Annotated in this window: 11 protein-coding genes and 1 tRNA gene; 6 read left to right on the top strand and 6 right to left on the bottom strand. The window is 62.4% G+C overall.

Translation table 11 applies throughout. The annotated features are described in order from the left end of the window. Window positions 1–5: 5 nt before the first annotated feature. The gene (locus IB265_RS00760; RefSeq protein WP_057247839.1) at window positions 6–1,439 is read right to left on the bottom strand and encodes a phosphomannomutase; all 1,434 of its coding nucleotides are present in this window, start codon (window positions 1,437–1,439) and stop codon (window positions 6–8) included. 214 nt (window positions 1,440–1,653) lie between these two features. Between IB265_RS00760 and IB265_RS00755 the strand changes: the two genes are divergently transcribed. Both IB265_RS00755 and IB265_RS00750 read left to right on the top strand, forming a co-directional pair. After that, entirely contained in the window at window positions 1,654–2,208 is a 555-nt protein-coding gene (locus tag IB265_RS00755) for a BA14K family protein (protein ID WP_057247838.1), read from the top strand. A 184-nt stretch (window positions 2,209–2,392) separates the two neighbouring features. Further along, window positions 2,393–3,151, top strand: coding sequence for a hypothetical protein (locus IB265_RS00750; RefSeq protein WP_192494606.1), 759 nt, complete (start codon window positions 2,393–2,395; stop codon window positions 3,149–3,151). On the opposite strand, the gene IB265_RS00745 is transcribed toward IB265_RS00750, so the two are convergent. After that, a complete protein-coding gene (locus IB265_RS00745) occupies window positions 3,152–3,481 on the bottom strand; it encodes a DUF6665 family protein (RefSeq protein ID WP_057247836.1) in 330 nt (109 codons plus the stop codon). Between the two features lie 401 nt (window positions 3,482–3,882). Between IB265_RS00745 and IB265_RS00740 the strand changes: the two genes are divergently transcribed. Further along, window positions 3,883–5,478, top strand: coding sequence for a hypothetical protein (locus tag IB265_RS00740; protein ID WP_113479333.1), 1,596 nt, complete (start codon window positions 3,883–3,885; stop codon window positions 5,476–5,478). Window positions 5,479–5,565: 87 nt separating this feature from the next. On the opposite strand, the gene rpsA is transcribed toward IB265_RS00740, so the two are convergent. From rpsA to aroA, 3 genes are all read right to left on the bottom strand, one after another. After that, on the bottom strand, window positions 5,566–7,290 hold the full coding sequence (gene rpsA / locus IB265_RS00735) for a 30S ribosomal protein S1 (protein ID WP_082615707.1): 1,725 nt from the start codon (window positions 7,288–7,290) through the stop codon (window positions 5,566–5,568). 147 nt (window positions 7,291–7,437) lie between these two features. Continuing rightward, window positions 7,438–8,073 (bottom strand): (d)CMP kinase, encoded by a 636-nt coding sequence (cmk, locus tag IB265_RS00730; RefSeq protein WP_057247833.1) that lies wholly within the window; start codon window positions 8,071–8,073, stop codon window positions 7,438–7,440. A gap of 150 nt (window positions 8,074–8,223) precedes the next feature. Further along, entirely contained in the window at window positions 8,224–9,570 is a 1,347-nt protein-coding gene (aroA, locus tag IB265_RS00725) for a 3-phosphoshikimate 1-carboxyvinyltransferase (protein WP_057247832.1), read from the bottom strand. Between the two features lie 383 nt (window positions 9,571–9,953). Between aroA and IB265_RS00720 the strand changes: the two genes are divergently transcribed. Together IB265_RS00720 and IB265_RS00715 are read left to right on the top strand one after the other, a co-directional pair. Beyond that, window positions 9,954–10,343: a TIGR02300 family protein gene (locus IB265_RS00720; RefSeq protein ID WP_057247831.1), complete on the top strand. Its 390-nt coding sequence runs from the start codon at window positions 9,954–9,956 to the stop codon at window positions 10,341–10,343. A 200-nt stretch (window positions 10,344–10,543) separates the two neighbouring features. Next, window positions 10,544–10,619 (top strand) — tRNA-Ala (locus IB265_RS00715). Between the two features lie 32 nt (window positions 10,620–10,651). On the opposite strand, the gene IB265_RS00710 is transcribed toward IB265_RS00715, so the two are convergent. Beyond that, window positions 10,652–10,966 (bottom strand): hypothetical protein, encoded by a 315-nt coding sequence (locus IB265_RS00710; protein WP_057247830.1) that lies wholly within the window; start codon window positions 10,964–10,966, stop codon window positions 10,652–10,654. Between the two features lie 202 nt (window positions 10,967–11,168). Between IB265_RS00710 and IB265_RS00705 the strand changes: the two genes are divergently transcribed. Then, the gene (locus IB265_RS00705; protein ID WP_057247829.1) at window positions 11,169–11,960 is read left to right on the top strand and encodes a YdcF family protein; all 792 of its coding nucleotides are present in this window, start codon (window positions 11,169–11,171) and stop codon (window positions 11,958–11,960) included. Window positions 11,961–11,991: the final 31 nt, after the last annotated feature.

Below are 11,991 nucleotides of genomic sequence, written 5' to 3'. Positions count from 1 at the left end.
AAAACTCAGTTCGAAGCGGATTCTGCCCACCGGCGGATTGTGGATAGCCCCCTTGAGAGCAGCGCTTCGGCAGCCTCAGACGACTCCGCCTCGACGTAGCACCGCATCTCCGGCGCATTGCCCGAGGGTCGGAAATGGATGATCCGACCATCATCCAGCGTCACTCTCAGCCCATCGATGTCGCTCACCGCAGCGACGCCGCCGATCGGCGCCAGGAATTCCGCAAGATTTGCCTCGTCTCCGCGCAGATAGGCCATCAGCCGGGCGCTTGTTTCCACCGGGAAATTTTCGAGCCTATCGCTGAGCGCCACAGGCAACCGGTAGGAAGCGGCGAGCGCGGAAAGCGAAAGCTTGGCCTCAGCCGCCGCGGCCAGTGCCGCGACAATCGGCAGAAAGCTATCCCGGGTGGGTAGCGCTTCCAGCGTTGCGCCATTGATCTCAAAGGGGCTCGCGGTCAGCGTACCGCCATTGGCCTCGAAGCCGGCGACCTTCTGCGTACCCTCTTTCAGCGCCTGCTGCATGCCGGCGATCACGAAGGGCGAGCCGACGCGGGTGCGCAGGACGGAAAGCCCTTCCCTGCCCTCAAGGCCGGAATTCGACGTGACCGGAGTGACCGCAAGTCTGGCGCCGAGGAAACCGCAAGCCATCAGGCCCAGCAGGTCACCACGCAGGGGCAGCCCATTTTCGTCGGCGACGAGGGGCCGGTCGCCGTCCCCATCCGCCGACACGATCGCATCGAGGCGATGTTCGCGCGCCCAATCCTGAAGCCGCTCGATCGTCTCCGCCGAAACCGCCTCGGTATCAACAGGAATGAAGTGTTCCGAGCGCCCAAGGGCCACGACATCGGCACCAGAGTGGGTCAGCAGGTCGGCGATCAGGTCGCGGGCGACGGTGCTATGCTGGTAGACACCGACCTTGAGCCCGGACAGCGCCCCGGCCGCCAGCAATTGCCGGTTCCGTTCCATGAAGAGGGCGGCGGCCCTGGCCGCGTGGTCCTCACCGGTTCCGGCATCGGCGACCGGTGCGATCTGGTTTGCAATGCCGTCGGCGATGCGGCTGATCGCCACCTCGTCCGCCTTGTCGATCTCGCCATCCGGGCGATAAAACTTGATGCCGTTGCGATCGGCCGGAATATGGGAGCCGGTGATCATCAAGCCCGCTGCCCCGTTGGCGAGGCCGTAGAGCGCCAGTGCGGGCGTCGGCACCGTGCCGCAGTCAAAAACGCGCAGCCCCTCGCGCGACAGCGCCGCGGCGCAAACGGCCGCGATCTCCGGGCTCGAATCGCGAAAATCGCGGGCGATGAGGATGGGATCGCCAGGCTTGCTGTGCCCGGACTCCACAAGATGCCGGGCGAAGGCCGTCGCATAGCGGGCGGAGGGTTCGCCCTTCAGTTCCTCGGAGAGGCCGCGCAAACCACTGGTGCCAAACTTCAATTGCATCGTGTACCTCGCTGACGACGGGAAGGGACCGGACAAGAACCACAGTGACACGACCGACGGATAGGCGCATCGTACTGAAGAGAGCAACGGGCGGAAATCCAGTGGTTCCCGCAACCACACACAGCGTCCGGCGCCATGAATAAACCAAGAAAAACAAACGTAATACAGGCAGGGACACAAACGGAAGGCATGGCCTTCTGAAAGTGAGGATAAAATGACGGGATTTCGCAATTTCGTTATCGGCTGCAGCTTGGCCGCCACCTCCCTGATCACCCCCATCGGACCTGTCGAGGCAATGCCGATCCAGGCGCCCGATCTCCAGATCAAGGCACAGGGCGACGTCCAGAATGTGCAGTATTACCACCGGCGCTACGGCGGATATGGCGGGTACGGCTGGCGTCGCGGATGGGGTCCAGGATGGGGAGGAGGGCCTTACTACCGGCGAGGATGGGGTGGCCCATATTATGGTGGTTCGGGCCTGAGCTTCTACTTCGGCTCCGGCGGCTATTATGGCGGCGGCTACGGCAGCTACTATGGCGGTGGATACTATCCCCGTTACTATGGCGGCTACTATCCGCGTCGCTACTACGGTAACCGCTATTACGGTAATAGCTACTACGGTAATAACTACTATTATCGGGACCAGTATGTTCGCGGCGGCTCACATGTGAGCTGGTGCATGTCGCGCTACCGCTCCTACAATCCGGCGACCAACCGGTTCCTAAGCTACGGTGGTGCCTACAGGGTCTGCTACTCGCCTTACCGATAGGCGAGACTGACGCGCCGCCGCGCAAAGGCGATGCTGCCTCACGCATTTCTCCGTGCGCAATCGCGGAGCAGATGGCTTCGTCTGCCCGATCGGTCCCGATTTGTGGGAAACGTCGGTTAAGCCGGCATTAACCGCGACGACCTACCTTTTCGGAAAGCTCCACGATGCTGTCCGGGGATCATACATGCTGCTTCCGACCCAGCAATCGACCGCCACCGCAACGACCAGCCTGGTCGGCTCGATCCTCAAGGACATCGAAAAGCGGCAGGCGGAAGAAGAAGAAAAGGCCAAGGGCACCAAGGACGACAAGGTCCTGAAGGCGCAGGTCCAGTCCGACGATGCCCGTAGGGCGGCCAACGACAAGATCAACGCGCACTTCTTCGATCGCACCCAGAACGACCCCAACAGCAATCGCGCGGCTCTCGTTCGCCAAGTCGGAGCGTTCTTCGACCTCGACCGCGAGACGTTCACATCCGACGCCGCCTTCGCCAGAGCGCTCGAGAACCAGATCAAGGATCTGGATCCGAGCGATATCGCCAAGGTCGAGGAGCAGCTTGGGCTGGATAGACTCGGCCTCTCCCTCACCGAACTGGCTGAGGCACTCAAGAATCCGAGCGGGCGGGAAAACGAGACACTGAAGGCAGCGCTTGGAGAGACGAGCGGCAAGAGTTCTCAAAGCCAGGCACAGGCTGCCAAGGCGGTGGATCGGCTGAAGAGCACAGCGGAATCCGGTTCGCTCGAGGAAGCCCAAGTCGACAGCTTGCGCAGCGATCCCACGCGCAGAACCGACAAGCAGTCGCTGGTCGAACAAAACGAGCAGCTTCGTGCGCTCCAACTCAAGGACGAGATGGAAAATGTCGCCGAGCGCCGCGAAGCCGAGCTGCAAAACCTGGTCCGTTTCGACGAGAACGGCCTGTACAGCCTGACGGCGCAAAACTTCTGATCATTTCCTCCGCACGATACCGAGCCTTGCCATGACCTCCTTGGGAATGCAGTAGCGGCGAACGGCATCGCGACTGTCACGCAGCCCGCAGATCTCGCGCTGGATGAAAAACGCCCAGACGGCATCGGCTGCTTCATCGAGAAGCCGCTCGCGCAAATCCGGGGCCGCCTCCGCCTTCAGTTCCGACAGTGCGGCAAGCGCCTTTTCCACCTTCAGCCCATGCCGGCCGAGCGCATCGGCCCGCTCGGACATGAGTTCATATTCGAGCACGTTGAAGGCGCCGGTGGTCGAGAAGGTCGGGCTCAGGGCTTTTGGGGGACGAACGCTCATCCGAAACTCCTCAGAAGTCCTGAAGATGGCGCTGTCGAAGCCCGCAGGCAAGGGCGGGCGGCTGCCGCAGCGATCGAAACTTGGTTAAGATTTCATAAACCTCTTTCACCTAGCCTCAGTGATCATGCCGATTCCCTTATCCGCGACCTGGTCGCGGCTGTCCGGCCATTGGACCCCTGCATGTTTCTTTAAAAAACATGCAGCAACTCAAAGTGCTACAGCGACCTTTGCGCGTCTCATAGACCCGCGGCGCTGTAGACGCGCATGAGGCGCCAACCCGTAAGTGACAAAGAAAACAGTTCGCACGCGAGCCGGAAATCGGTCCGTGTCCAAGCGTGCACTCGCGTTTCGTCGGTCAACGACGATTGGTCAACCTGAGGTCAAGCGAGATGGAGACCAGAATGCTGATACCCATCCAGACGGCCCGAGCCGCGGCCGCTACCGCAGAAGACACGAACACCAAAGCGCAGCAGCCGGCAGCGCTGTTGCCCGCCGGCCAACGCGGCGAAGCCATTCAAAAGATCCTGGACGCCCTGACCCGACACCTCTCGGGCCGGGAAATCCTCTCCAAGGACGCTTTGGTGCGGCTGATGGAGGATCTGGCGCGCATCCTGAAGTTCCCACCCCTGCCTCAGGAAGGCGGGCGCGATTTCGTTCGGCGCCTGGTGGCCTTCCTCGAAACGATGCCTGCATCCGATCGGCTGTTGCTCGAGCGCCAGCTCGGCGGGCGCAGCCTCGCCGTCCGGGTCGGCCTGCTTGCCGAACTGCCCGCGATCCGCAATGGCACGAGTGCCCCGAGCAGCACCGTCACTCCGATGCCCACTCAAGCGCGCGACGTCATCCTGCGTAACCCCTCTCTCCAGCCGGCAATGCCTTTCAACCCGGTTGCTGCGCGTACCCCGGTTGCCGGCGAAGTCGCGCTGCTGCAGGCGGTGCTGCGCAAGACCTTTGGGGTCGGCAACGACACCGACGCGCTCGAACCGCGGGGTGATGACCTGGACCAGGCCGGAACGACAGAGGCGCCCTCAAAAGCCCGAAACGCCGCACCGGAGCGAAGCGAAACGCGTGCGAGCACAGGCAAGCCCACGCCACAGGAAAGCACGCCGGTCGAAACCGCCGCCGCCCTGCTGGCAGGCGAAGGCGAAGTCGAGGAAGCGCCGCAAACGGCCCTCGGGCCTGAGCCTGAGGAAACCGGGCCGCCGCCCGATGGCGGGCATGCCGAAACCGAGGTCCCGGCCAGCGAGAGCACGGCGGCGCCGGCCGAAGCCGACGCGACTGCCGAAACCGCTGAGGACGCCGACCCCGATGGCACCTATGGCCCAATGCCTGATGCGGAGGAGAAGGACGCCAAGACAGCAACGGCGACCGGCCGCGGCAATCCTGAGGCCCGGCCGGTGCGGGTGCTCTTCGAGGCGATCAAGACGCTCATTCGCGACAGCGTAACCCTGCCCGGAAGCGCGGCCGGCGCCGAGACCAAGCCGGCGGCTGAGCACGCCAATGGTACCGACGCGCCGGCGCCGGTCCCGTCAAAAGAAACCGTCACACTGGTGCGCGCAAACGACGCCGCGGCGCGCCAGCGCGAGGCCCCGGACGGCGGCAACGCCCTGCCGTCCTTGCTCGACGACCAGGCCGAGGACACGAAGGCTGCCCAGCGCCTGCCTGTGGACATGCGGCCGCAGCGCGCAACCGATGAACAGACGATGCAGCAGGTCATCGCCAGGCTGGTCGAAAACGGCCTGCCGCGCGAAGCCATTCCCTTTGCCATGATCCCCTACCCGCCGGCCGCCAACGACACGGCGGAGACCGAAAATCTCAGCCACGAAATGCCTGGCGGATCGGAAGATGAAGCATCGGACGAAGAGCAGGGCGCAGAAGAAGGCGACGGCCACGATCAAGGGGATGGAGCAGAGCCAACGGACGAAGCCATGCTCGAGGGCGAGACGCCGGAAGCACCCGACGCCTATGATCTTTATCGCAGGCTCGGCGGCCTCGGCTGAGGGCGCGACCCGAGCAAGAATTCGGCCAAAGAAAAACCCGCGGAGATCGCTCTCCGCGGGTTTTTCAGTTCAGGTGTCAGGCAACGATTACTCGTTGTTCTGGCGGTTCTTCAGAGCCGCACCAAGGATGTCGCCGAGCGAAGCGCCCGAGTCGGACGAACCGAACTGAGCAACGGCTTCCTTCTCTTCAGCGATTTCCAGAGCCTTGATCGACAGCTGGATCTTGCGGTCCTTCTTGGAGAAGTTGGTGACGCGGGCGTCGACAACCTGACCAACCGAGAAACGCTCCGGACGCTGTTCGTCGCGGTCGCGCGCGAGGTCAGCGCGGCGGATGAACGAGGTGATGTCTTCGTGGTTGACGAGCTTCACTTCGATGCCACCATCGTTGATCGCGATGATTTCGGCCGAAACAACGGCGTTCTTGCGCAGTTCGCCGGAAGCAGCGGCGTCGCCGACTGCATCCTTGCCGAGCTGCTTGATGCCGAGCGAGATGCGCTCCTTGTCGACGTCGACGTCGAGAACAACGGCGCGAACAACGTCGCCCTTGTTGAACTCTTCGATGACCTGCTCGCCCGGACGGTTCCAGTCGAGGTCGGAAAGGTGCACCATGCCGTCAACATCGCCGTCGAGGCCGATGAACAGGCCGAATTCGGTCTTGTTCTTGACTTCGCCTTCGACTTCGGTGCCAGCCGGATGGCTATGCGCGAATGCCTGCCACGGGTTCTCGAGCGTCTGCTTGAGGCCGAGCGAGATGCGACGCTTGGTCGGATCGACTTCGAGAACGACAACGTCGACTTCCTGGCTCGTGGACAGGATCTTGCCGGGGTGTACGTTCTTCTTGGTCCAGGACATTTCGGAGATGTGGATCAGGCCTTCGATGCCCGGCTCCAGCTCGACGAACGCACCGTAGTCGGTGATGTTCGTGACGGTACCGGAGATCTTCTTGCCGACCGGGTACTTCGCACCGATGCCATCCCACGGATCCGACTCGAGCTGCTTCATGCCGAGCGAGATGCGGTGGGTTTCCTGGTTGATGCGGATGATCTGAACCTTGACCTGCTGGCCAATGTTCAGGATCTCCGACGGATGGTTCACGCGACGCCATGCCATGTCGGTGACATGGAGCAGACCGTCGATGCCGCCGAGGTCGACGAACGCACCGTAGTCGGTGATGTTCTTGACGACGCCTTCGACAACCTGGCCTTCTTCAAGGTTCTGAACGATTTCAGAACGCTGTTCGGCGCGGGACTCTTCCAGAACCGTACGACGCGATACGACGATGTTGCCACGGCGCTTGTCCATCTTGAGGATTTCGAAGGGCTGCGGGTTGTGCATCAGCGGGGTGACGTCGCGGATCGGACGGATGTCGACCTGCGAGCGCGGAAGGAAGGCAACGGCGCCGTCGAGATCGACGGTGAAGCCACCCTTGACCTGATTGAAGATGATGCCTTCGACGCGTTCGCCGGCTTCGAACTTCACTTCCAGGCGCATCCAGCTTTCTTCGCGGCGAGCCTTCTCGCGCGACAGAACAGCTTCGCCGAGCGCGTTTTCGATGCGCTCAACGTAGACTTCGACTTCGTCGCCGACCTTGAGCGAGCCGTCCTTGGCCTTCGCGCCGAATTCCTTCAGAGCGATGCGGCCTTCGACCTTCAGACCGACGTCGACAACGGCGACGTCCTTTTCGATGGCCGTAACGATGCCCTTGGCAACATAGCCTTCGGCGAGATCGGTCTTCGCGAAGGATTCTTCGAGAAGAGCGGCGAAATCGTCACGGGTAGGATTGGTAGCAGACATGGAATCTCCTGCATGCATCTCATTCGAGACGCACATGCGCCGGGGGCTGGTGTTGAACAGGCCTGAACCCAGTCCGCCCCATCGAAGGGGCAATCCGGCGCGTGGACGGAATTTCAGGCTATGCAAGAAGAGCGTTTCAAACGAGGGTTGTGAAAGGGCTCTTCTTCAGATCTTCTTGATCAGGGCCGCATCGATCAAAGTCTTCGCGGCCTGAAACGCCGCCTCTATACTCATTTCAGACGTATCAAGCAAGTGCGCGTCTTCGGCCGGCCGCAAAGGACTGTCGGCGCGGCCCATATCGCGCTCGTCGCGCTTCTTCACATCCTCGAATATCGCCGCATAGTCGGCCGGCTGACCGCTGCCGATGATCTCGTCGTAACGGCGTCTCGCCCGTACTTCCGGCGACGCAGTGACATAGAGTTTTACCGGCGCACCCGGGCAGACAACCGTGCCGATGTCGCGTCCGTCGAGCACCGTTCCGGGCTCGCGCAGCGAAAAGGCGCGCTGCGCCTCGACCAGTGCCCGGCGCACCGCCGGCATGACGGCGATCTTCGATGCCGCCTCGCCGATCGCGTGGGCGGAAAGCACCGACCGATCAAGCCCGGCGAGCTCGACCTCGCGCGCCATCTTCTCGGCGACCGCCTCGTCATCGAGCGGCAGCCCGCTATCCAGCAGCGCCTTGGCGGTGGCACGATAGGTCAGCCCCGTATCGAGATGATGAAAGCCGTATTCCTCGGCGATCCGGCGCGAGAGCGTGCCCTTGCCGGCCGCTGCCGGCCCGTCGATGGCGATGGTGATCATAAGTTTCCTGCAATCGATGTTGTTACTGGCCTGTAACTGAAAGCGATGCTGGCTTCCATGCTTGAACAGCGACTATCTTAATCCACACAATCAAAGAAGCATCCTCCGCCGACGAACCTGAGCGGATATCGGCCGGTTCGCCCGTCGGCTTCACGCGATCCTCGCCCCGAGCCCCGCCATCAGATCAATGTACCCCGGAAAGCTCGTCGCAATCATCGTCGAGTCATCCACCTTGACGGGGTGCTCCGCGGCAAGACCCAGGACAAGGAAGCTCATGGCGATACGGTGGTCGAGATGGGTCTTCACCACTCCGCCTGAGGCATTTCCGAGGCCCTTGCCGCCGCGGCGACCGCGCACGACGAGCGAGGATCTGCCCTCCTCGCAGTCGACACCGTTGAGCTTCAGGCCCGCGGCGATGGCGGCGAGGCGATCGGACTCCTTCACGCGCAGCTCATCGAGACCATGCATGATGGTCGCGCCTTCGGCAAAGGCGGCGGCGATGGCGAGAATGGGATACTCATCGATCATCGAGGCGGCACGCTCTTCGGGGACCGTAACGCCTTTCAGTTCGGAATGGCGTACCCTCAGATCCGCCACGTCTTCTCCGCCGACCTGCCCGATGTCGATCACCTCGATGTCGCCGCCCATCTCCTGCAAGGTCAGGATCAGCCCCGTACGGGTCGGGTTCATCAGCACGTTCCGGATGGTGATGTCAGAACCCGGAACGACGAGCGCCGCGACCAGCGGGAAAGCCGTCGAGGACGGATCGCCGGGCACATCGATCTCCTGGGCGACGAGCCTGCCGCGGCCTTCGAGCCGGATGGTGCGGACACCGGTGGCATCGGTTTCCACCGAGAGTTCGGCGCCGAATCCGCGCAGCATGCGCTCCGTGTGGTCACGGGTGATCGCCGGTTCGATGACGGTGGTGATACCGGGCGCATTGAGACCGGCGAAGAGCACCGCCGATTTCACCTGGGCGGACGCGACCGGCACGCGGTAGGTGACCGGCGTCGGCGTCTTCGGTCCGCGAAGGGTCACCGGCAGCCGGTCACCCGTAGCAGCCTCTACCTGCACGCCCATCTCACGCAAGGGATCAAGCACGCGCGCCATCGGCCGCCGGCTGAGCGAGGCATCACCGATGAAGGTCGTTTCGAAATCATAGACGCCGACGAGACCCATGATGAGGCGGCAACCGGTGCCGGCGTTGCCGAAATCGAGCGGCGCTTCCGGCGCAAGCAACGCACCATTGCCGACGCCGTTGACGATCCAGGTGTCGCCCTCCTTGCGGATCCTGGCACCTATCGCCTGCATGGCCCGGCCGGTGGCGATCACATCCGCGCCTTGGAGCAGGCCGGTGATACGCGTTTCGCCGGCGGCAAGCCCGCCCAGCATCAGCGACCGATGCGAGATCGACTTGTCGCCGGGAATTCGGACCGTCCCCTTAAGGCCGTCTGATTTGCGGGCGGTGGCAGGGCTTTGGCCCAATCCTTGCGACATGCGGAATCCTCGAAACATGCAAGACAGTGTCGCGCGCTCAAGACGCGCCAAAGTCGCGGCGGCAGCTGAATGACTGACTGTTTTTATCCTTAGACCGGATAGGATTGAAGAAGACAATGCAACTCGTAAGGCGTCTTGCAGGCCGGCCTGCTATCGGCAGCACTCCTGCCACAACCCCTGCTGCATGCTTCCTTGAATCGCGGCGCGCGGCCATGCTTGCGCGCGCCGGAACGCCCGTGACACAGGGCCTTGCAAGTTTTGCCTTTGACAGATGCGGTCAAGATGATTATGGGGACCGGCTAATCATCATAGGCTTGATACCCTTTCCACCCGCCGGTTTTCGGCAAGAGCCGGCTCGGCCGGCCATTCAAGAGGCTTTGACAGTGGCAAAACCGGAACTTGGAACAAAGCGCATCGACCCGGAAACCGGGCGCAAATTCTACGATCTGAACCGTGATCCGATCGTTTCGCCTTACACCGGCAAGTCCTATCCGCTGAACTTCTTCGAAGAAACCTCGGTCGCCAAGGTGCTCGAGAAGGAAGAAGAAGAAGACGTCACGGAAGTCGATGCAGAGAACACCGAAGTCGAACTCGTTTCGCTCGAGGATGCCGATGATGAGGCAGCGGGCGGCGACGACCTGCCGGATCTCGGCGACGACGATGTCGAGATCGACGGTGACGACGACGACACCTTCCTCGAAGCCGACGAAGACGAAGACGACGACGACATGAGCGGCCTCATCGGCGTCTCCGACGACGAAGAAGACGTCTAAGCGCTTCAAATGACATGGGAATGCTCCCGTCCTCGGCCTATAGGGCCCGGACGGGAGAAAATCGGCCCGGACTGGAAATAAATCCACAGGCCACGCATTTTTCGGCTTGCCATCCTCAAAAAGGGGAAGTAATAAGCCGCCACTCGCCGGACACAACAGCCCGACGAATTTCCCGGACCGGCCTAGCCGGAACCCGATATGGGGCTATAGCTCAGCTGGGAGAGCGCTTGCATGGCATGCAAGAGGTCAGCGGTTCGATCCCGCTTAGCTCCACCAAACTTCTTCTTCGATTGATGACCGATGGACCTTCAAGGTCCGTCACTGCTTTCCAATTCGTCCAGCGAATCCAGGATCATCGTCAGTAGCCGGATGATGTCGGCCGACTCGAGCAGGGCGTTGCGGATTTCGCGCTCCGAGCGAGTGGGCACGGAAGCGGCGATGTTCAGCAGGACATTGGTGACATCGGGTGCATCGGTGTTGGGTTCCATGCCGGTCTGTTCGCGCATGCAGCGGATCAGCGCCACTGCGCCTTCGAGCAGCCGTTGTGCCTGCACCGGGGTGAGTTCATGGACCTCATTGGCGGCACGAAACAGCTGGGATCTGAAGCCCGATATCGTGGTCATCTCCCAGATGATACTCCTTTCGGCTTCAAATGAAAGTGGTGCCCGGACCCACCCGTGCAACGTTCGGATGAACAGGCTACGCGAGCGACCTTGCGCGAAGGCGAACAAGGCGACCAAGCTGCACAGTCAACGCATCGGTGCAGCCGGCCCCTCCAGCGCGCGTTTATAATTTGTTAAGCATCGGAACGCAGAAGCTGATGCCATGTTCCTGATCTCGAAAATCTTCTGGCTGGCCGCACAGCCGCTGTCGTTCTCGTTCTTCGCCGCCTTTGCCGGGCTGCTGGCGACGGCGGCGGGCCTGCGCCGCATCGGCGGCTTCCTTGGCGGGCTTGGCGCGCTGGTGCTCTTCATCAGCCTGTTCACCACCGCGGGGCCCTACGCGCTCCAGACGCTCGAAGATCGTTTCACACGCCCCTCGCCATCACCTGCAACGCTCTCCTGCATCATCGTGCTCGGCGGCGCCTTCGAGAACGAGGTGATGGCAGGCCGCGGCGGCATGGAATTCAACCAGGCGGCGGACCGTTTCATCGAGACGGTGGCGCTCGCAAAACGCTACCCCGAGGCGCGTATTCTGGTTTCCGGCGGTGACGGCTCCTTCAGCGGCGCCTATGCCGGCGACGCCGAGGCTTCGCAGGGCTTCCTCGCCGCGTTCGGCGTCGGCGGCGAACGGCTGATTCGCGAAGAACAGTCGCGCACGACGTTCGAGAACGCCCGCAACACCAAGGATCTGCTGGCTGCGAATGGGCTCTCGAATTGCGCACTCGTCACCTCCGCCTTCCATATGCCCCGTTCGGTCGGGCTCTTCCGCGCGCTCGACATCCCGGTCATTCCCTGGCCGACGGATTACCGCACCAGCGGCAAGCTTGGCCTTAGCTTCGACTTCACCCAGCCGTCGCTCAACGCACAATTGACGACGACGGCGGTGCGCGAATGGATCGGCCTCCTCGCCTATCACCTTGCCGGCCGGACACCCTCGATCCTGCCGGCGCCCTGAGAGTTGACGGCGGGGCCCGAGATAGCCCAGC

The organism is Ensifer sp. ENS10, assembly GCF_014852025.1.
Taxonomy (GTDB): Bacteria; Pseudomonadota; Alphaproteobacteria; order Rhizobiales; family Rhizobiaceae; genus Ensifer.
The sequence above is the reverse complement of the archived record's forward strand: the minus strand, read 5'-3'. Positions and strand labels throughout refer to the sequence as shown.

Coding starts and splice junctions, on each gene's coding strand:
- IB265_RS00760 (WP_057247839.1), bottom strand. CDS start 1,439: ATGCAATTGAAGTTTGGCACCAGTGGTTTGCGCGGCCTCTCCGAGGAA.
- IB265_RS00755 (WP_057247838.1), top strand. CDS start 1,654: ATGACGGGATTTCGCAATTTCGTTATCGGCTGCAGCTTGGCCGCCACC.
- IB265_RS00750 (WP_192494606.1), top strand. CDS start 2,393: ATGCTGCTTCCGACCCAGCAATCGACCGCCACCGCAACGACCAGCCTG.
- IB265_RS00745 (WP_057247836.1), bottom strand. CDS start 3,481: ATGAGCGTTCGTCCCCCAAAAGCCCTGAGCCCGACCTTCTCGACCACC.
- IB265_RS00740 (WP_113479333.1), top strand. CDS start 3,883: ATGCTGATACCCATCCAGACGGCCCGAGCCGCGGCCGCTACCGCAGAA.
- rpsA (WP_082615707.1), bottom strand. CDS start 7,290: ATGCATGCAGGAGATTCCATGTCTGCTACCAATCCTACCCGTGACGAT.
- cmk (WP_057247833.1), bottom strand. CDS start 8,073: ATGATCACCATCGCCATCGACGGGCCGGCAGCGGCCGGCAAGGGCACG.
- aroA (WP_057247832.1), bottom strand. CDS start 9,570: ATGTCGCAAGGATTGGGCCAAAGCCCTGCCACCGCCCGCAAATCAGAC.
- IB265_RS00710 (WP_057247830.1), bottom strand. CDS start 10,966: ATGACCACGATATCGGGCTTCAGATCCCAGCTGTTTCGTGCCGCCAAT.
- IB265_RS00705 (WP_057247829.1), top strand. CDS start 11,169: ATGTTCCTGATCTCGAAAATCTTCTGGCTGGCCGCACAGCCGCTGTCG.